The organism is Chromatiales bacterium 21-64-14 (genome assembly GCA_002255365.1).
Lineage (GTDB): Bacteria > Pseudomonadota > Gammaproteobacteria > 21-64-14 > 21-64-14 > 21-64-14.
The window spans coordinates 1-20,554 of record NCBI01000040.1; the positions used below are offsets into that span (position 1 = coordinate 1).

The window sequence follows — 20,554 nt, forward strand, 5'->3', positions numbered from 1 at the left end:
GGTATAGCCGGTGTACTGGGCCGTGAACTTGGTGTTCTCCCAGGGCAGGTAGCTCGCCTGGAGGATGTAGCCGCGGCTGTCGCCGGTGATCAGGGCCGAATTCCCGGTCTTTTGAAAGTAGGCCACGGTGCCTGTTGCCCAGTGCCCCAGATGATAGGTGCTGTCTAACCGCAGGGTTCTGCCCTGTGCCGACTCCCCATTCACCAGTCCGCTGCCCACGGTCCCGCTGTATCCATTCACATTTTCATAGAGGTAGAGCATGTGGGCGGATACCATGTCATTGCCGTTCACGGGCCGCTCGTACTGGGCATCGACACCGACGTCGGTGTACTTGTCGCTCAGGCCGTTGATGTAGGTGCTGGGGGTCAGCCTAGCGTACATTCCAAGGGTGCCGACCTCCAGGTAGTTGGCGCCGAAGTTCTGTTGCCACGCCAGCCGCCAGTACGGCGCGACGTTCTGGATGGTGCCCGCACCGCCCGCGGTACCACCCGGAACGCCCAGGTGTGCGGAGCGATAGGCGTCCGCCTCGATATAGAGGTGGCCGTTCACCAGCGTGTAGGCGCCGAGCCCGACCACGTCCTGTGCCAGCCCGCCGTCGAGGAGGGCGCTGTAGGCGGGTGTGCCGGCGGTGTCCGAGGACGCGAACGGGAAGCCCCAGGCCGGGACCGTGTTCCACACGTCCTGTACCGTGGGGTTGTTGTTCAGGGTCACTCCGTAGATCGTATCGCCGCCAAACAGAGTGGTGTGATTGGCATAGCGCACATCCGTGTTGTCCCAAGTGAAGTGGTCGCTGGGCTGACTATAGGTGAACTGCATGAAGGTTCCCATGCGCGGGGAGATCTCGCCCGCGAAGAAAAAACTGAGCTGCTGCGGGAACTCTACGTTGTTGTTCTGTACGTTCGTGCCTAGCGCCGCGTCGTTGGCGACATTGGTGAATCCCACCTGCAGCATGGCGGACAGTGGCGGGATTTCGTTGATCTTGACGCCGCCACCGCCGCCTGCCGCAGCGCCGGTGGACTCGATCTGCCGCAGCCCGGTCAGCGTATAGCCATTGAGCTTGAACGAGCGGCCGAAGGCGGTCAGTTCCGGGAACACCGTGTGGCAGGCCTGACAGGGTAATCCCGTCTGGCGCGCGAAGCTGGGTACGGCGTTGGCGTTGGTTGAGAACAACACGGCCCCCTTGATTACAGATGGCCGTTTCATGGTTACTCTCCCTGCTGCGTTGATGCGTTGCCCCGGCTTGGGCCACTTTGGACCTCGAACCTGTGGACCCATGTTCCGGGCAGGCGCCTCTGAGGACGTTTGTTTTCGGATACGCCGGGTTGCGATGAGTCGGTTCCGCCTGGCGTGCGTGTCGCTGTGCTACGCGCCACGGCTTACCAACTCCGGTCGACTCCTCCCTATGCCGCCCAAACGGGTGGGCCTGGACTGGTCGCGGAGCGACTTTAACTTATCCCACGAACCCACAGGGCAAGTAAAGCCGAACGACGTCCATCGGTCATTGACATGCGTCAACTCGGCGTAAGGTCAATCACCCAATAGTCCCGGTGATGGGCGCCTACTTTTTCCCGAAGACGTATTTTACGAGGGCCGCGATCAGAAGCACGATTACCACCCAGAACAGCAGTCCAAAGCCCCAGTGCCAACCCATGCCCCAGTGCCAACCCATGCCACCATTCATCACGTGACTCCTTGTTGTATTCAGCCGTGTCGGGGCTGGAGGTTACGGATGATGTCCCGATGCCGGGCCATCGCCTGTGGTCCTTAGTGGTCTTAAGCCTGCCCGGAACGAGCGCCGCGGCGCGCAGCCCATGCCTCCTGCCAGCCGAGTACCAGCCGGTAGATCACCGGCAGCAGCAGCAGGCTCAGCACGGTGGTGGTGATCATCCCCCCGACCATGGGCGCCGCGATCCGCTTCATGACCTCCGATCCGGTTCCGGAACCCCACAGGATCGGCAGCAGACCGGCGATCACCGCGGTGGCGGTCATCACGATGGGGCGCAGGCGCTGCGCGGCCCCGACCCGGACCGCCTCGGAGAGCTGATCGGCCCCGAGGTTCCCGCGGTGTCCCCTGCGCCGGCGCGCAAGTTCCTGATCTATGAAAGTGAGCACCAATACCCCGATCTCGGCGGAGACCCCCGCCAGCGCGATGAACCCTACTGCCACGGCCACCGAGAAATTATAGTGTAGCCAATAGAGCAGCCAGATTCCGCCGATCAGGGCGAAGGGAATCGAGAGCATCACCAGCAGCGGTTCCGTCACGTTGCGGAAATTGAGAAACAGCAACAGGAAGACGATCAGCAATGTCAGTGGTACCACGACACGAATCCGTTTCATTGCCCGTTGCATGAACTCGAACTGTCCGGACCAGCTCACAGTGTAGCCGGGCGGGAGTTTGACCCGCTCGGAGAACACCTTTTTGGCTTTTGCCACAAAGCCGCCGATGTCCGAGGTCTTGATGTCCACGTAGACCCACGCATTGGGGCGCGAGTCCTCGGTCTTGATCATCGGAGGTCCGCGGTGCATTGAGATCTCGGTTACCAGATCCAGTGGAATCTGGGCACCGGTGGGCGTTGCGATCAGCACGCGGCGCAGGGCGTCCGGGTTGTCGCGCAGTTCACGGGGGTAGCGCAGGTTCACCGGGTAGCGTTCCAATCCCTCCACGGTTTCGGTTACGTTGCTACCGCCGATCGCGGCCTGGATCACATCCTCCACGTCTCCCGCCGTGAGCCCGTAGCGGGCGGCGGCAAGGCGGCGGACACGGAAATCCAGATAATACCCTCCGTTGGCGCGATCGCCGTAGGCGGACAGTGTATCCGGCAGGGTCTTCATCGCCCGCTCGGCCTCGATGGCCAGCCGTTGCAGCACGTTCAGATCCGGCCCACTGATCTTGATCCCCACCGGGGTCTTGATGCCGGTGGCCAACATATCGGTGCGGTTCTTGATCGGCATCGTCCAGGTGTTGGCGATTCCCGGAAACCGCAGCGCGAGGTCCATCTTGCTCATCAGATCCCGGGTGCTCATGCGCGGCTCAGGCCACTGGCTGCGGGGTTTGAGCTGTACCGTCGTTTCGACCATGGAAAGCGGTGCGGGGTCGGTGGCGGTATCGGCGCGTCCGATCTTGCCGAAAACGCTTTTCACCTCGGGAAACGTTTTCAGGATCTTGTCGGTCTGTTGCAGCAACTCCTTGGCCTTGGTGATGGAGATGCCGGGCATGGTGGTCGGCATGTACAGGATATCGCCCTCATCCAACGGGGGCATGAACTCGCTCCCGAGGTGGCGTACCGGGTATAGGGTCATGGCCAGCAGCACCGCCGCGCCCAGCAGCGTGAACGTGGGCCAACGCAAAGTGGTGCGCAAGGCGGGCGTATACAGTGTGTGCAGTGCCCGGTTCAACGGATTGCGTCCCTCCGGAAGGATGCGTCCGCGCACGAAGTAACCGAGCAATACGGGGACCAGGGTGATGGCGAGGATCGCCGCGGCCGCCATGGAGTAGGTCTTGGTGAAGGCCAGCGGGCTGAACAGGCGCCCCTCCTGGGCTTGCAGGGTGAAGATCGGGAGGAACGAGACCGTGATGATGAGCAGCGAATAGAACAGCGCCGGCCCTACCTCGCGGCAGGATTCGCCCACGACGTTCCAACGTTCGTTGAGATTCAGGGCATCCTTTTTCCAATGGGCGGCCTGTTCGAGCCGCTTGTGGGTGTTCTCGATCATGACGATGGCCGCATCCACCACGGCGCCAATGGCGATGGCGATACCCCCCAGCGACATGATATTGGCGGTGATGCCCTGCCAGCGCATGACCAGAAACGCCATCAACACGCTCATGGGGAGCGTCAGGATTGCCACCAGGGCGGAACGTGCGTGCAGCAGGAACAGCATGCATACGAGGCTGACCACGATGAACTCCTCGATCAGTTTCTCATGCAGATTGTCCACCGCGCGTTCGATCAGATTTCCGCGGTCATAGACCGGGACGATCGTGACGCCCGCCGGCAGGCCCTTTTGGAGTTCCGCCAGCTTTTTGCGGACCAGCTTGATGGTGGCCAGCGCATTCTCGCCATAGCGCATGATCACCACGCCACCGGCCACCTCGCCCTGGCCGTTGAGTTCCGCGACGCCGCGACGCAGCTCTGGGCCCAGATGCACCTGGGCCACATCACGCAGCAATATGGGCACACCGGTCTTCGGGTTTACGCCCACCGGGATCTCGCGGAGGTCCTTCAGGGAGTGGATATACCCGAGACCTCGCACCATGTATTCGGTCTCCGCCATTTCGACCAGGCGGCCGCCGACGTCGTTATTGGAACGCTGGATCGCGCGCTTTACCTTGGACAATGGGATTCCGTAGGCGGCGAGGGCGTTTGGATTCACCTCCACTTGATATTGTTTGACGTAGCCGCCCACGGAGGCGACCTCGGAGACTCCGGGAACGGTCTGGAGCTGATAGCGCAGATACCAGTCCTGCAAGGAACGCAATTGTGCGAGGTCGTGTTTTCCGCTGTGGTCCACCAAGGCGTACTCATAGATCCAGCCCACCCCGGTGGCGTCGGGGCCCAGGCTCGGGTTTACACTGGCGGGCAGGCGGTTGCGCACGAAGTTGAGGGCTTCGAGCACGCGCGAGCGTGCCCAGTACAGGTCGGTGCCGTCCTTGAAAAGTACGTAAACGAAGGACAACCCGAAGAACGAGTAGCCCCGGACCACGGTGGCATGAGGGACCGTCAACATGGCCGTGGTCAGCGGGTAGGTCACCTGATCCTCCACTACCTGGGGTGCCTGCCCGGGGTAGCGGGTGAACACGATGACCTGGACGTCAGACAAATCGGGAATGGCGTCGAGGTGGATGGTCTTGACCGCCCAGAGGCCCGCTGCCACGAGCAGCACGGTGGCGAGTCCCACCAGGAATTTGTTGCGCAGGGATGCGTCGATGATGGCCTGTATCATGGCTGTGCCTCAGCGGGTGTCTGCGCCGGTGTCGTCCCGGTCCTGGCAGATTCGCCCCCGGTCCCGGTTTGCGCGGGCTTCATGAGGTTGGCGGCCGCCTCACGCAGATTGGACTCCGAGTCGATCAGGAACTGTCCGGAGGTCACGACGGTTTCCCCCGCGGCGATCCCCTTCAGGATCTGGACCCGCCCGTCGCTGGACACACCGGTGACCACGTCGCGGGGTTCGAAGCGGCCCGGCGCGCGTTGCACGAACACGAGCTTGCGGGTTCCGGTGTTGAGTACCGCAGCGGATGGGATCACCACGGCGTCTACCTGCCGGCTGGCATGGATCCGCACGTCCGCGTAGAGGTCCGGACGCAGCGCCAGATCCGGGTTCTCGAATTCCATGCGTGCGCGGACCGTGCGGGTCGGATTGTCGGCATAGGGGTAGAGGTAGGTGATCCGGCCCTTCAGGGTGACGCCCGGGAGCGCGGCCAGGGTGAGTTTTGCCGGGTCGCCCACCTGCACCCAGGGCAGCTCATAGTCGTAGAGGTTGGCATATACCCATATCCGGGACAGATCCGCGATCTGATAGAGCTCGGTGCGGGGGGTGACGTACTGTCCTTCCCGTACGCCGACACGTAGCGCGATCCCGCCCGCGGGCGCGTCCAGGGGTACGGAGTCCAGCACGCTGCCGCGGCGCACCAGCGCGCGGATCTCCGCCGCGGGCACATCCAGCAGTGCGAGCCGTTGCCGCGCGCTGCGCACCAATTCCCGTGCGCCGCTGCGGATGTCCGGGTAAGGGCTCGCACCCAACCGCGCGTTCTGGCGTAAGGCCAACAGGTACTCCTGTTCCGTGGAGACGATCTGCGGGGCATAGAGCCGCAGCAGCACCTGACCGCGCCGCACCGGCTGTCCGGTGGTAGCTACCGTGACTTGGCGCACCCAGCCTTCCGACTTCGGGTGTACCCGCACCACGCGCCGCTCGTCCACCGCCACCTGCCCGACGGTGCGGATGACCCGGGAGAGGGAGCGGCGTTCGGCGCGTGCGGTGCGCACCCCCATGTCTTGGACCATGACCGGATCGATCGTGACGGTACCCGGCGCGGCGGCAGTCGCTCCGGCGCCCCGGTCCTGGTAGGCCGGGATATAGTCCATGCCCATGGAATCCTTGGTCGGGACCCGGGAGGTCACCGCCGGATTCATCGGGTTGCGGTAGTACAGGACCTTGGGCGTCTGGCCCGTCGCGGCCGGCGCCGGGGCCCCCGGCGCATCCCCGCCGGTGTGCGGTGCCGTGTGACGCGTGGCAAGCCAGTAACCGCCGCCGGCGCCGACGGCCAGGGCCAACGTGGCGGCAAACAGCGTGGATCTACTCATGGCAGTTGCTCCTTGCCGACGGCGGCGGTGAGTCGGGCCAGGGACTGGCGTGCCTCGGCGAGGCTCTTCCAGTAGCGGGTCTCATAGTCGTACAGGGTGGTTTGGGCGCGGACCAGGTTCAGAAAGTCGACCTTGTTCACCTGGTAACCCGCGAGCATGGCGTCCACGGTCTGGCGCGCCTGGGGCAGGATCCCGGTGCGGAACAAGGTGAACGCATCGCGTGCCTGCTGGTAATCCGCAAGCGCCGAGATGACCTCGGCGTGTATCTGCTGGCGGCGATCCTGCAAGGTGTCCTGCGCGGTGATCAACTCGCTGGTGCGTTGGTCGACCTCCCGGGACTGCTTGCTTCCGGCATACAGGGGGAGGCTCATGCTGAACATGAAGCTCGCGAAGTCGGGGCGCTGGGAGCCGTCGGAATTGCGGCCGCTGCGAAAACCGTAGGCGGCGCCGACGCTGAAATCCGGGAGATAGCCCTTCTCGGCCAACGCGACCCGGGATTCGGCGGCCCCTATGAGCCGGGCCTGGGCACGTAGCAGGGGCCGGTCGCGATCCGCCATTGCAAGCAGCGTCGCCGCGGATGGCAATCGGGGCAGCGCGAGTGGGACCTGGCGCGGGAGCCGGACCGGGAGGTCCGTCGGCCGGTTGAGGAGGGCATCGAGGCGTGCGGCTTCGGTGCGGCGCTGCGCCTTGAGTTTCAAGGCCTGATCCAGCAGGCGGGACAATTCCAACTGGGCCAGGAGCACGTCCTGTTGCAGGCCGCGGCCGACCCGGTATTTAGTTGCGGCCACTTTCACCAGTTGGCGCAGCAGGTCCTGGTTCGCGGCCACCGTGTCCAGGGCGCGGTCCAGGTAGAACATGCGCCACCACGATGCACGCACCGCACGGATCAGCCGCAGACGGGTCTCGTCCACGTCTTGATCCGCGGCCTGGGCCTGGAACCGCGCGGCCTCGGCGCGCAGTCCCCGCTTGCCCGGAAACGGGAGCGCCTGACTGACCCCCACCTGCAGTTGCGTCATCGGCTCCTGGCCGGTGGCGAAGGTGTCCGTGGGCAGGCTGAGGGCATTGAAGCTGATGCGTGGGTCCGGCAGCGACCCGGCCTGGGAGGGTACCTGTGCCAGCGCCTGGGCGCGCGAGCGCATCCCGGCCAAGGCGGGATTTTGGGACAAGGCCGTTTGTACCGCCGCCTCCACGCTCAGGACGGTGGGGTCCGAAACCGCTGACGGCCGCGCTGCGGGTGTGGCCGGCGCAAGCGCGACGAGCAAGGGCCCAGCGAGGGCCAATAACCAACGGGACATGATCAATCTCCTACAGAAGAAAGCCGGATGGGTCTTTCCGCAGCAGGAAGATCAGAGCAGCAGGGTGCAGAAGCTCAGACGGGGGGCGGGCTTGAGCGGCGGGAAATCCGCGCTACTGGGATGGGCGATGGTCCGGGGTGAGGCTTGGTAGGCAGGTAGTGCGGATACTTGCAACACGAAGGACGGGTGCCAGGCCGGCGCCGTCGTCGCTGCCGCAACGAAAACAGGTATCACGTTCGCGGCCACGCACGAAAGGCCGGGACACCCATGCGTACAAGGCCGCGCATGGCTATTGGCGCCGGAGGCACAGTGAGCCATCAAATACCGGTCGCCGCCCAGCGGGGCAACCTGGAGGGTTGCGCCGGCGCCAGGCAGGCCTGGCCCTGCAGCGCAAGTCGCCAGGGCCGCGCTACCCCACGTCAGGGCCAGCAGCGCGAGCAGAATACGCCCCAGGGAATGCCGACGCCGACGCAGTCTGCCGATCACGGGATGGCATGCTCCATTCATAAAGGGCCCGCGGACCTCCTACATGCGAAAAGGTAGCCCGCGGGCCGCGGTTTGAAATTGACCCTGGTCAAGCGCGCTATAGGTCGTAGGCCCTGGGCCATCGAAATTTTCCGCGTATCCTCCAAGGATCCACTTAGTCCAAATCATCGTTATGGGTCCTCTGGCCCGTACCGCGTTTGGCGTGCCGCCACTCCCACAGCAAATATACCGCCGGCAGCACCAGCATTGTGAGGATGAGCGCACTCACCATTCCGCCGACCATGGGCGCTGCGATCCGGCGCATTACCTCCGAGCCGGTTCCACCTCCGAACATCACCGGAAGGAGCCCGGCGATGACCGCCGTGGCGGTCATCGAGATGGGCCGCAGGCGTAACAGCGCGCCGTCCCGCACCGCGGCGCGCATGCCATCGAGGCTGATCTGGGCCCCATTCGCCGTGCACTGCTCCCTGTAGACGCCCACAGACTGGTTTAAATAGACGACCATGACGACCCCGATTTCCGCCGTCACGCCGGCAAGCGCGATAAAGCCGACGGCGACTGCAACCGACATATTGTAGCCGAGGAAATATAGCAGCCAGAAACTTCCTGCGAGTGCCATTGGCAAGGTTCCCATGATGATGAGCGCCTGTGGAAGGCTTCGGAACGCGAGATAGAGCAGCAATCCGATCAGTGCAATCGTCAACGGTACCACCAACTTCAGGTTTTCCTTAGCGCGTTGCATATACTCATATTGCCCCGACCAAGTCAGAGAATATCCGGGCGGCAGTTTTAGCTTCGCTGCAACCAGTTTCTTGGCAGCCGCGACGTAGGATCCGACATCGCGGCCGGCGATGTCGATGTAAGTCCAACCTGTCAGCTGCCCGCCCTCGCTCTTGATCATCGGAGGGCCGTCCGCGATCTTGATCTCCGCTACATCGCCCAGGGTGACATGTGCGCCCCCGGGGGTAACTATCGGGAGTTGACGCAGCCGTGCCAGGGAATCGCGCCAGTCGCGCGGATAGCGGATGTTGACCGGGTAGCGCTCCAGACCCTCTACCGTCTCCGTGACATTCATCCCGCCGATGGCCGTGCGTACCACCGCCTGGACATCGCTGATGTTGAGGTCTAGACGGGCCGCGGCGTCGCGGTTGATATCGATGTCGATGTACCTTCCTCCGGCAACCCGTTCGGAGTATACGGACGTGGTGCCGCGCACGGCCGGAAGAATCTGCTCGAGCCGCGCTCCGATCTTCTGGATCTCGCCCAGGTCCGGTCCGCCAACCTTGATGCCGACGGGAGTTTTGATGCCGGTGGAGAGCATGTCGATGCGCGTCTTGATCGGCATCACCCATGCGTTGGTGAGGCCGGGCAGTTGCACGCGCTGCTCCAGTTCGCGCCGCACATCCTCCTTGGTGACACCAGGCGGCCACAGCGATTTTGGTTTGAACTGAATGATGGTCTCCACCATCGATAGCGGCGCAGGGTCGGTGGCGGTCTGTGCGCGCCCGATCTTCCCAAATGCGCTTTCCACTTCCGGGACGGTCATGATCAGCTTGTCGGTCTGTTGCAGGACCTGTGCCGCTTTGCCGGCGGAGATCCCCGGGCGTGCCGAGGGCATGTACATCCAGTCGCCCTCGTCCAACGAGGGCATGAACTCGGACCCGATATGTAATGCCGGCCAGAGTCCTCCGAGTACGACGACGATTCCGGCGACCAGGATAGGCCAGGGATGCTGGACCACGCGGTCGATGACGGGCCGGTACATCGCCGTCAAAAGCCGGTTGACGGGATTCGCATGCTCGGGACGCACGCCACCGCGTATCAAGTAGCCCATCAGGATGGGAATCAACGTTACGGCCAGACCCGCGGCGGCCGCCATTGCGTAGATCCAGGTGTAGGCGAGCGGGGAAAACATGCGTCCCGCCTGACCCTCGAGACTGAGCACCGGGGCGACGCTCAGCGTGATGATCAGCAGGGAAAAGAACAGCGGAGGACCGACCTCGGTTGTGGCGTTGGCGACCAACCGCCAGTGGCCAAGATTGGCGGATTCTTTCCGTTCCATGTGCTTATGCAGGTTTTCGATCATGACGATCGCGCCGTCGACCATGGCGCCGATCGCGATTGCGATCCCGCCCAGCGACATGATGTTCGCGTTCAAGCCCTGTATGCGCATCACGATGAATGCAACGAGTATCCCTACCGGGAGACTTACGATCGCGACCAAAGAGGAGCGGAAGTGGAACAAAAATACTACGCAGACCAGTGCGACAATGAGGAACTCCTCGAACAGTTTTTCACCCAGGTTTTTAATTGCGTTGTGAATCAGGCCGGATCGGTCGTAGGTCGGAACAATCTCCACGCCTGGTGGAAGGCTGCCTTTCAATGAGGCCAGTTTCGCTTTGACTCCCTGGATGGTCTTGAGGGCATTCTCGCCGTAGCGCATCACAACCACGCCGCCGACGACCTCTCCTTGTCCGTCGAGCTCCGCGATGCCGCGTCGGATCTGCGGGCCGTACCGAACCTGTGCGACGTCCTTGAGCTGGACGGGAATGCCGTTGGGGCCGACTTTCAGCGGAACTTCCAATAGGTCCTTTATGCTCTTGATGTATCCCGTGGCGCGTACCATGTACTCCGCTTCGGCGAGTTCCACCACGGCGCCCCCGGTCTCGTGGTTGGCATTGCGGATGGCGGTTCTGATCTGTGTGAGTGTAATGCCATAGGCGCGCAGTTTGTTCGGGTCCACAACGACCTGATACTGCTTTACCATGCCGCCGATCGTCGCGACTTGCGCGACGCCGGGGACGGTTTGCAGCTCGTACTTCAGGAACCAGTTCTGAATGCTGGTCAGCTGGGAGAGATCGTGCCGTCCGGAGCGGTCTACCAGGGCGTATTCATAGACCCAGCCGACCCCGGTCGCGTCGGGTCCCAGGCTCGGATGGGCATCGGCCGGGAGATTCGCCGCAACCTGGCTGAGGTATTCGAGGACCCGCGAACGGGCCCAATACAGATCCGTTCCGTCCTTGAAGATGACGTAGACATAGGAGTCCCCGAAGAAGGAATAGCCGCGCACCGTCACCGCGTTGGGTACCGCCAGCATCGCGGTCTCCAGCGGATAGGTGACTTGGTCCTGCACCACTTGCGGCGCCTGCCCCGGATATGGCGTCTTGATAATGACCTGGACATCGGAGAGATCGGGGATCGCGTCCACCGGCGTGTGTTGTATCGTGTACACACCGCCGATGACGATAAAGGCGATCGCCAGCAGCACCAGGGCCCGGTTTCGGAGCGACCAGCGGATCAGGGCGGCGATCATGGCCGCCCCCCATTATCCGGCGTCGACGCCGGGCGCAGCGGTTTCGTGCCTGCCGCTGGCGCGCCGGCGGCAGGCGGCGCTTTGCATCCCGCCTTGGTTGAGCCTAGGCGCAGCGCCGCAGCATCGAGGTTGGCCTCGGAGTCGATCAGGAACTGGGACGACACGACGACGCGTTGTCCCGGTTCCAGCCCGCGCAATATCTGAACACGATCGCCGGAGTCGAACCCGGCCTGTACCGGGCAGACATCGAAGCGTCCGTTGCCCAGCGCCACGACCACCCGCTGACTGAAGCCGGTTCGGATCAGTGCCAACGACGGGATATAGACGGCGTTCGGTGTGGGCCGCGCGAGGATCACCACCTGCGCGAACATGTTCGGCTGCAGACGCTCGTCCGGGTTGGGGAAACGCACCCGAACCGTGAGGGTGCGGGTGACCGGATTGATGTCAGGGTAGACGTAGTCCACAGTGCCTTCCCAATGCTTTCCGGGGAAGGCGTCGATCCGGGCGATGGCGCGGTCGCCCTTCGCGAGCAGGCGCGCGTAGCGCTCGTCAACCTCGGCGAGTACCCACACGGAGCTCAGATCCGCGAGCCGCATGATCTGGGTCGCGGGGGTCACATAGGCGCCCTCACGCACGCCGAGATCCGTCACGACGCCGGCGTTTAGTGCCCGCCGCGAGACGCGGTTCTCGATCTTTCGGGTCTTGCGCAGATGCCGAATCTGCGCATCGGTGAATCCGAGGGCCGCCAGGCGCGCACTGGATGCGGCGGCGAGGCTGCGGCTGCCGCTCGCTAATGCCGTCAGGTATTCACGTTCCGCGGTCGCTAGCTTCGGCGAGAACAATTCGTACAGGAGTTGTCCCGCGTTTACGCGGTCGCCCACGCTCTTGACCGCGAGCCGTTCGATCCAGCCGTTGGCGCGGGTATGTAGGCTGCGCACGGTGTCTTCGTTGTAGGCGACATAGCCGACGGTCTCGATACGGTGAGCCAGCGTGCCCTGTTTTACCTCCGCGGTGCGCACCCCGAGGTCATCGACCACGTACGGTGATATGGTGACATCGCTGGAATTCTTTGTACCGCCGCTATTCGCGTATACCGGGGTCAAGTCCATACCCATGGGCGATTTCCCCGGTTTGTCGCGGCGGTAGGTGGGGTCCATAGGCGCGACCCAATACAGCACCTTGCGCCCTGCGTTCTTTCCGGAATCACCCTGGGGCGTGGCGCCGTGGCGCCCGATGAGGTAGCCGGTCACGCCGACCGCGCTGACCAGCAGCATGGCGACAACCGTCGTTGCGAGTGTACGGATCTTCATGGCGCAGGCCCCTCGAGGGAAGACGATGATCGACGGGCGAAGATCGCGCCCGCGGTTTGGTAGTCGATGGAAGCGAGCTGTGTGTACAGATCGGCGCGTGCCCGCGCCAGTTCGAGGCGTGCCATCAGGTATTGTTGTTCGGCCGTGATCAGCTTCAGAAAATCGCCGTGGCCGCTGCGGTAGTCGGCTTCCGCGGCGCGCAGGTTCTGACGCGAGAGCGGGATCAGCCGCGCGGTATAGAGGCCTACGGTACGAACGTCCTGGCGGGCACCGGCATAGGCTTGGTCCAGATCCGTAACGAGCCGGATCCGTGCGTCCCTCAGGTTGTCCTGGGTCTCGCGCAGGTGGGCATTGGCCTCGTCCAGTTGGCCGCTGTGATTGGCCCCGAACGGGAGGTTGATCGACAGGCCCACGAGAAAGCGCTGATCGGGATTGCTCCACAGGCTGTTGTAGCCGGTGGACACCTTGAAGTTCGGATAATATCCCTTGTGCGCAAGCTGTAGCCGGTCCTGGTCGGCGTGTATCCGGGCCTCTAGGCTCTTGAGCCGCGGATATCGGGCGAGGGCGGCGGATCGCAGGGTCTCCAGCGCAGGCAGCTTGTGCTGCGGTGGCGTTCCGGGGGGTGGAAGCGGTGCATCCGGGTCTTGATCCATGAGTCCGTTGATCGCTGCGCCCACGGTCTGGCGCCGGCGGTCGAGTTCCAGGGCTTGGTTCTGCAGCTGGGTCCGTTCCACCTCCGCTTGGAGCACGTCCTGCTCCGGCGCCAAACCGGCGGAATACGCCGTCTCTGCGACGTCCTTCAAACGTGCGAGGAGGATCTGTTCATGTGTGTTGATGGCGAGTGCCTGGTGGACGTAATACCACTGGGCATAGGCGGCACGCGCCTGGGCCGCGAGTCGCAGCCGTAGATCGGCGAGCTGATGTTCCGTCGATCGCGCGTCGGCACTCGCGGCGCGGCTGCGCAGGGAAAGGGTCCCTGGCCAGGGAAACGTCTGACTGACTTGCACGATCTGGTTGAGCCCCCGACCGGGGGTGCCGGCGGTATTTGGGGCCGCGGCGTAGCTGATCATCGGATCGTCGTACGCCCCGGCACGGCGGATCCGTGCGGTTGCGGCCGCTACGGCGGACTCCATTGCGCCGATGCCCGGATTCCGCGCCAGTACGACCTGGACGAGTTGATCCGGGGTCAGTTGGTGTTGCTTGGCCGGCGCCGGGCTGGGTCGCGACGGTGCGGCCGTGACAGGACCGCCGGCACCTAGGATGATGACCGCCACGAGGAACGACCCGCGGTGCTGGAATTTACGCATCACACACATCTCCGAACGGCAGACATCGGCGGCGCACCACGCAAGCAGCGCGCCCGTTACGGACTCGGGGTGTGTAGTGCCTAGATTCTCAGGCGGGAAGTGTGTAGGTAGGTCAGGGTGCCGGGCAGCCCGGACGGACCTGCCAAGGCGGGTGGTGTGAACAACTGGGCTGCTTTCAGTAGCCCTGGTCCGGTGATGGCGAGCGGCGCCGGGGGGAGTGGTGCGGGGTGTAGTTGCCACAGGGGCGTGGCGACGGTTGCGGCGGCGGGCTGTACGTACGACGCCGATGAACCCATTTTCATCTTACAGAGATGTCCGCGTGCGCTACCGCAGCCAGGATGGCCCGCCCAGGCGCGTGCGCAGTTGGCGCCGGGTGAGACGATACCGTTGTATTGACAGGCCGTGACCTGAAACGGCATCAGCATAGCGCTCAGCAGCGCTACACACGCCGGTAACAGCCGAAGCCAGCCTCGATTCCACACGGGACTACGCATATCGCGACTTTACCGGACCGTGGGATTCGGCGCAACGGGCGACGGACGCATGCAAGTCAGGCCGTAGGGGTATACAGACTACAGTAACCCATAGGACTGATTTTCCCGGCCACGACTTGGCAGGAACCAGCGCCCATACAACCGCCTTTCATCATTTGGGCGCCGTTGTTCATGCGAAAATAGCGGCAATCCATGCAATGATGCCCTTGGTTCGGTCCCATGATCAGCCGGTAGTGTACCGATTTCTGGCTGGCCTTCGGAGGGGTGGGCGCAACGGGGCTCGCGGCGAGCGCGACGCGTCCGGCGCCGCCCGCCACCAGCAGTAGCCCGGCGGCTTTCAGCCAAGCGCGGCGGGAGAGGTCGTGCTTCATCGGTCGTTCCTCATGGCTTCCTGAACAGGTATTTGACCAGGGCCGCGGCGGCAAGCACGAGGACGAACAGGCCCAGGGCCCATCCCAATACCATGAACGTCATACCACCCGACATCATGTTCCCAGACATCATTCCCGAACCCATGGCCTTTGCTCCCGATGTGTGGAGGTGGAGTCCGCGCCGGCGACTAGGCGTCTGTCGGACTTAGGACTGATCTACTGCGCTGGTGGGAGAGCGGTCCATTTTTCCGATCCGTTTCGTCCAATAGCGATGGCTATTCTCCTCAAACGATCGAAAAACGGTCTTCGTTCTCCCACCTTGCTCGCTACGATCGCCTAAGTCCGACAGACTCCTAGGGTGTGGGCTGGCGCGGACCGGCGTCAATTCCACTGTAGGACGCTATTTTGCGTGTGCCGCCGCGGTCGTGGGCGCACCGGCTTGGGCCGGTGGCATATAGGCGACCATCCGCTGCATCATCTGGTTTCCGGTCGCCATCATCCGGTTCATCTGCGGCATCATCGACATCATGCCGTTACCCATCATGCGGCCGGTCATGGCCCGCTGTGGTCCGGAGGTCCCGGCCATCCTTCCCGCCGTGGAAGTTCCGCTGGCGTTCATCATGGGCATGTTGTCCGTCGCCGAGCCGCTGGACGGCATACCGGCTGCGAACAACAGCGGCATGGACCCGATACCGGCGATCAGGAGAACGGCCAGACCCGTGCGTTTCAGTCTGTGCATTTCGGCTGCTCCTATCGAACATTCGGTTGTCTATAGGGTGATTCCCGCGGCGTTCGACGGTACGGCTTCTGCGGAGTCACCCCGTTCCTTTACGTCCGGATTGAATCTAAACCTTACACCCGGGTACCGAGTCATGGGGTGCCGTGGCCGGCGCGCCAGTGGATACGAATTTTGCTTATAAACCGCGGGCTAAGATGATGGCACCGAATCCGGAGCGCCGGTCGGAGGCGCGTGCCACGGCAGGGTGGACTCTAATGACGCCGTCCCTCTGCGGGGTCTGGTGTCCGCGAGGTGACGCGCCTGTAGTCGGGTGGCCGCGAAGCGGTCGGACCGGCGCTACGCTTCCACAGCGTCGAAGTCGGCGGCCTGGGGATGAGTCGCCAGCGGGTCTGGTTCGTGGCCGCGCACCAGCCACACGGTCGCCATGCCCGCCTCCCGCGCGGCGTCCAACTCTTCCGACACGTCGGACAGAAACAGGGTTTGACCCGCCGAGTGGCCGATAGCCGCGGCGATGGCCCGATAGGCGGCGGCCTCGCGCTTGGGGCCGGTGCGGGTATCGAAGTACCCGGAGAACAAAGGCGTCAGGTCTCCGTAGGGCGTGTGGCGGAACAGGAGTTGCTGAGCCTGGACCGAACCGGAGGAGAAGATGTAGAGATCCAGGCCCTGCGCCTTCCAGCGCCGCAGGTGACGGACCGCGTCCTCGTATACATGGCCGGTAAAGTCACCGCGCCGGTAGCCGTCCTCCCAGATCATGCCCTGGATGGTCTTCAGCGGGCCCAACTTGCGGTCCTGGTCGATCCACTGAAGCATTGCCTGCACGACTTCCGGGTCGCCGGGTTTTCCTCCGAGCAATTCCCGCGCCTCGTCCAGCGCCGCGCGCACCGGCGGATCGTCCCGGTGGGCGGCGACGAATTCCGCCAGGCGGGTGCGCGCGTAGGGGAACAGGACGCGGTGTACGAACGACAGGGAGGAGGTGGTGCCCTCGATATCGGTGACGACGGCGCGGATCAACGCCTACTCATCCATCCTGGGAAAGCGCTCGGCGATCGGGTCGCCGGTGAACTTAGCGACCCAGCCGTCCGTCGTCGTGAACAGGCGGATGCACTTGAACCGGGGCCGTTCCCCCATGTCGAACCAGTGAGTGGTGTTGGCGGGTACGCTGATCAGGTCGCCCCGCTCGCACAGCGTCGCGTAGACCTTGCCGCCGGCGCGTATATAGAACAGCCCGCTACCGTCCACGAAGAAACGCACCTCGAAGTCATCGTGGATATGCTCTTGGAGGAACTGGTCCCGCAGCGCCTGGCGTTTCGGGTGGTCCGGGGTCAGGCTCACGACGTCCACGGACTGGAAGCCGTAGTCGTCCATGAGGCGGTCCACCGAGGCCTGGTAGGCCGCAATGACGGTCTCCTGAGACGCGTCGGGCTCCAGCGCATGGGCCGCCTCCCAGCGTTCGAACTGCACGCCTATGTGTTTCAGGGCTGAGGCAATGGAGGCGAAGTCGGTGTACTCCGACCGCGGCGGGCCGCCGGACTCTTCGTAGATACGCAGTGTGCTCATATTCGTCCCATCCGGTACAGGTTCATTTCGCAGTCGAACAGGAATTCCAGGGCTTCCACGTGACGCCGCGCCTCCGCCACCGAGCGACCCCACGCGTAGAGTCCATGCCCTGCGATCAGGTAGCCGTGGAGCGGACCGCTGGCCGTCATGTGTTCCTCGATGCGCCGGGCGAGCCGCGGGATGTCCTGATCGTTGGGGAAGATCGGCACCTTGAGTTCAGTCGCGTGGGTATCAACGCCCGCAAACGCCTTGAGGATCTCATAGTCCCGCAACGGCAGCGCGTCTCCAAACACCCGCGACAGCACCGTGGCGTTGAGGGAATGGATGTGGAGCACGGCACCGATGGCCGGATCACGGCGATAGAGCGCCGTGTGCAGCGCGGTCTCGGCGGAGGGTCGCGCCGTGCTGCCCACCGCTTCCCCATCCAGGTCCACTACCATGATCCCTTCCGCGTCGAGATCGCCCTTATGGGTACCAGAGACCGTGATCGCGATACGGTCCGTGCTGATGCGCGCCGACAGGTTGCCGCTGGTGGCGGGCAGCCAGCCCCGCGCATAGAATTGCCGCCCCGCCTCGATGAGCTCGGTGGCGCGTTGTGCGCGGACCGGTTCGGCGCGCGGGACGGGGTCGACGTTGGTTTGAGCCATGGTACTCACCCCTTGCGGGTCGTAGCACGAAGGCCGCGCTGCGCGGCCCCCGGTGGAAACGCAGATTCCCGGGTCAGAAGAGATCCAGGTCGGTGACCGCGCCGCGTGCCGCGGTGGAGACCAGCCGCGCGTATTTGGCCAGCACGCCCCGGGTATAGCGCGGTGCCGGCGCACGCCATGCGGCGCGCCGGCGCGCCAGTTCTGCCTCGGGCACCTCGAGTTGCAACAGGTGCCGATGGGCGTCGATGGTGATGGTGTCGCCGTCGCGCACCAGCGCGATGGCGCCGCCCACCGCCGCCTCGGGCGCTACATGGCCTACGACCATGCCGAAGGTGCCGCCGGAGAAGCGCCCGTCGGTGATGAGTCCCACGCTGTCGCCCAGACCCGCGCCGATCAGCGCCGAGGTCGGTGCCAGCATCTCGCGCATGCCGGGGCCGCCCTTGGGGCCCTCGTGGCGGATCACCAGCACGTCGCCCGGGCGCACGCGGTTCGCGAGGATCGCCTCCAGGCATTCCTCCTCCGATTCGAATACCCGCGCCGGGCCGCTCATGCTGGGGCTCTTCACCCCGGTGACCTTGGCCACTGCGCCTTCAGTGGCCAGGTTGCCGCGCAATATCACCAGGTGACCTTGCGGGTACATCGGCCGATCCCAGGGGCGGATCACTTCCTGTCCGGCGGGCGGCTCGGGCGGCACGTCCTTCAGTACTTCGGCGATGGTCGGTCCACCGATGGTGCGGCAGTCCCCGTGCAGCACCCCGTGGTCGAGCAGCATCTTCATGACTTGGGGCACGCCGCCGGCCTGGTGCAGGTCCACGGTGACAAAACGCCCGGAGGGCTTGAGATCAGCCAGGACCGGCACCCGCGTGCGGATGCGCTCGAAGTCATCGAGAGTCAGTTCTACCCCGGCTGCGTGGGCGATGGCGGGCAGATGCAGCACCGCGTTGGTGGAGCCGCCGAGCGCCATGACCACGGCGATGGCGTTCTCGAACGCCGCCTTCGTCAGGATCTGGCGCGGCAGGATCTGGCGGCGGATCGCCTCGACCAGCACCTGCGCGGAACGCACGGCGCTCTCCGCCTTCTCGTGATCCTCGGCGGCCATGGTGGAGGAGTAGGGCAGGCTCATGCCCATGGCCTCGAAGGCGCTCGACATGGTGTTTGCGGTGTACATGCCGCCGCATGCCCCGGCCCCGGGGCATGCGCTGCGTTCCACCGCCGCCAATTCCTGCGCGTCAATCTTGTGGGCGGCGAACTGGCCCACCGCCTCGAAAACACTGACGATGGTGAGATCGCGGCCGTCGTGGCGCCCGGGCTTGATGGTGCCGCCGTAGACGAAGATCGCCGGGATGTTGAGCCGCGCAATGGCCATCATCGCGCCTGGCATGTTCTTGTCACACCCACCGAAGGCCAGTACCCCGTCCATGCTCTGGGCGCCGCACACCGTTTCGATGGAGTCCGCGATCACTTCCCGGGACACCAGCGAGTACTTCATCCCTTCGGTGCCCATAGAAATGCCGTCGGAAACGGTGATGGTGCCGAACACCTGGGGCATGGCCCCGGCGCCGCGCAGGGCCTCGGCGGCCCCGTTCGCCAGATCGTTGATGCCGAGGTTGCACGGCGTCAGGTTACTGTAGGCGTTGGCGATGCCGACGATCGGTTTGGTGAAGTCAGCGTCACCGAAGCCCACCGCCCGCAACATGGCGCGGTTCGGGCTGCGCCGCGCGCCTTCGGTAATTACGCGGCTGCGTGGATTGTCGGCCATTCGGTCGGTTCCTTAGGTCTGGTTGTGGCGGACGTGTGCCCGCTTAAAGTGGGGATTATAGGACGATCGGCGCCGGCCCCGCATCCTCCGCGGCCGGGATGCTTTCCGGGGGCGGTGTCATGCGGTTCCCGAGGCCACCAGCTGGCGTGCCTCGCTCAGCACGAACTGGCGGAAGGTCTCCGCCATTGGGGACAGGCGCTTGCCTTGGCGGTACACCACGTACCAATGGCGTACGATCGGGAAGCCCTCGGCGTCGAGTGTGGCCAGCGCCCCGGCGCGCAGTTCCAACGGCAGCGTGTGGAGGGAGACGATCCCCAGGCCGAGCCCGGCATGCACGGCCTGCTTGATGGCCTCATTACTGTTCATCTCCATGCCGCTGGCGAGGGCGACGCCGCGCTCCGTGAAGAACCGTTCCATCGCGGTCCGGGTGCCGGATGCGCGCTCGCGCAACAGAAAACGTTCCTGCCGCAGCCGGGCCAGCGGGATGCGCCGGTGTCCCACCAAGGGGTGGTCAGGCGGGGCGATCAGGACCAGGGGATTTTCCATGAACGATTCCGCCACCAGCCGCAACCCATCCGGCGGGCGGCCCATGATCACGAGATCGATATCGTTCTGTTCCAGGTGTTGGAGCAGACGCTCGCGGTTGGTCACGTCGAGGGTGAAGGCGACGTTCTCATACCGTTGGCAGAAGGTTGCCAACAAGCGGGTGGCGAAATAGTTGGCCGTGCTCGCTACCGCCAGGGACAAGCGTCCACGTTTCAGACCTTTCAGGTCCTCCAACACCGCCTCCGCTTCGGTGAGCTCCTGGGTGATCGAGCGGCTGTAGTGGTGCATTTCCCGGCCGGCATCGGTCAGGTAGATCTTTTTGCCGATCTGCTCAAACAGGGGGAGCCCTAGGGACTCCTCTAATTGTTTGATCTGCATTGAAATTGCGGGCTGGGTCAGGTGCAGTTCCGCGGCTGCACGGGTGTAGC

At 64.3% G+C, this 20,554-nt stretch carries 14 protein-coding genes; all 14 read right to left on the reverse strand.

Translation table 11 applies throughout. The features are described 5' to 3' along the window. On the reverse strand, positions 1-1,203 hold a 1,203-nt coding region (locus tag B7Z66_13420; protein OYV75291.1), incomplete at its 3' end, for a hypothetical protein. Between the two features lie 570 nt (positions 1,204-1,773). Beyond that, entirely contained in the window at positions 1,774-4,944 is a 3,171-nt protein-coding gene (locus B7Z66_13425) for a CusA/CzcA family heavy metal efflux RND transporter (protein OYV75292.1), read from the reverse strand. Further along, a complete protein-coding gene (locus B7Z66_13430) occupies positions 4,941-6,302 on the reverse strand; it encodes an efflux transporter periplasmic adaptor subunit (GenBank protein ID OYV75293.1) in 1,362 nt (453 codons plus the stop codon). The genes B7Z66_13425 and B7Z66_13430 overlap by 4 nt, the downstream gene beginning before the upstream one ends. Then, entirely contained in the window at positions 6,299-7,597 is a 1,299-nt protein-coding gene (locus B7Z66_13435; protein OYV75294.1) for a transporter, read from the reverse strand. The genes B7Z66_13430 and B7Z66_13435 overlap by 4 nt, the downstream gene beginning before the upstream one ends. 640 nt (positions 7,598-8,237) lie before the next feature. Further along, complete coding sequence (locus B7Z66_13440; GenBank protein OYV75295.1) at positions 8,238-11,396, reverse strand: CusA/CzcA family heavy metal efflux RND transporter; 3,159 nt, start codon at positions 11,394-11,396, stop codon at positions 8,238-8,240. Next, positions 11,393-12,706 (reverse strand): hypothetical protein, encoded by a 1,314-nt coding sequence (locus B7Z66_13445; protein ID OYV75296.1) that lies wholly within the window; start codon positions 12,704-12,706, stop codon positions 11,393-11,395. Before B7Z66_13445 ends, B7Z66_13440 begins: the two co-directional genes overlap by 4 nt. Next, complete coding sequence (locus B7Z66_13450) at positions 12,703-14,022, reverse strand: hypothetical protein (protein ID OYV75297.1); 1,320 nt, start codon at positions 14,020-14,022, stop codon at positions 12,703-12,705. The genes B7Z66_13445 and B7Z66_13450 overlap by 4 nt, the downstream gene beginning before the upstream one ends. A gap of 541 nt (positions 14,023-14,563) precedes the next feature. After that, positions 14,564-14,878 (reverse strand): hypothetical protein, encoded by a 315-nt coding sequence (locus tag B7Z66_13455; protein OYV75298.1) that lies wholly within the window; start codon positions 14,876-14,878, stop codon positions 14,564-14,566. A gap of 400 nt (positions 14,879-15,278) precedes the next feature. Then, positions 15,279-15,617, reverse strand: coding sequence for a hypothetical protein (locus tag B7Z66_13460; GenBank protein ID OYV75299.1), 339 nt, complete (start codon positions 15,615-15,617; stop codon positions 15,279-15,281). Positions 15,618-15,953: 336 nt separating this feature from the next. Beyond that, complete coding sequence (locus B7Z66_13465) at positions 15,954-16,628, reverse strand: acireductone synthase (protein ID OYV75300.1); 675 nt, start codon at positions 16,626-16,628, stop codon at positions 15,954-15,956. A gap of 3 nt (positions 16,629-16,631) precedes the next feature. Beyond that, complete coding sequence (locus tag B7Z66_13470; protein ID OYV75301.1) at positions 16,632-17,174, reverse strand: cupin; 543 nt, start codon at positions 17,172-17,174, stop codon at positions 16,632-16,634. After that, positions 17,171-17,821 (reverse strand): methylthioribulose-1-phosphate dehydratase, encoded by a 651-nt coding sequence (locus tag B7Z66_13475; protein ID OYV75302.1) that lies wholly within the window; start codon positions 17,819-17,821, stop codon positions 17,171-17,173. The genes B7Z66_13470 and B7Z66_13475 overlap by 4 nt, the downstream gene beginning before the upstream one ends. A 73-nt stretch (positions 17,822-17,894) precedes the next feature. Next, on the reverse strand, positions 17,895-19,580 hold the full coding sequence (locus B7Z66_13480; protein ID OYV75303.1) for a dihydroxy-acid dehydratase: 1,686 nt from the start codon (positions 19,578-19,580) through the stop codon (positions 17,895-17,897). 117 nt (positions 19,581-19,697) lie between these two features. Then, a partial coding sequence (locus B7Z66_13485) for a LysR family transcriptional regulator (protein OYV75304.1) occupies positions 19,698-20,554 on the reverse strand: 857 nt, incomplete at its 5' end.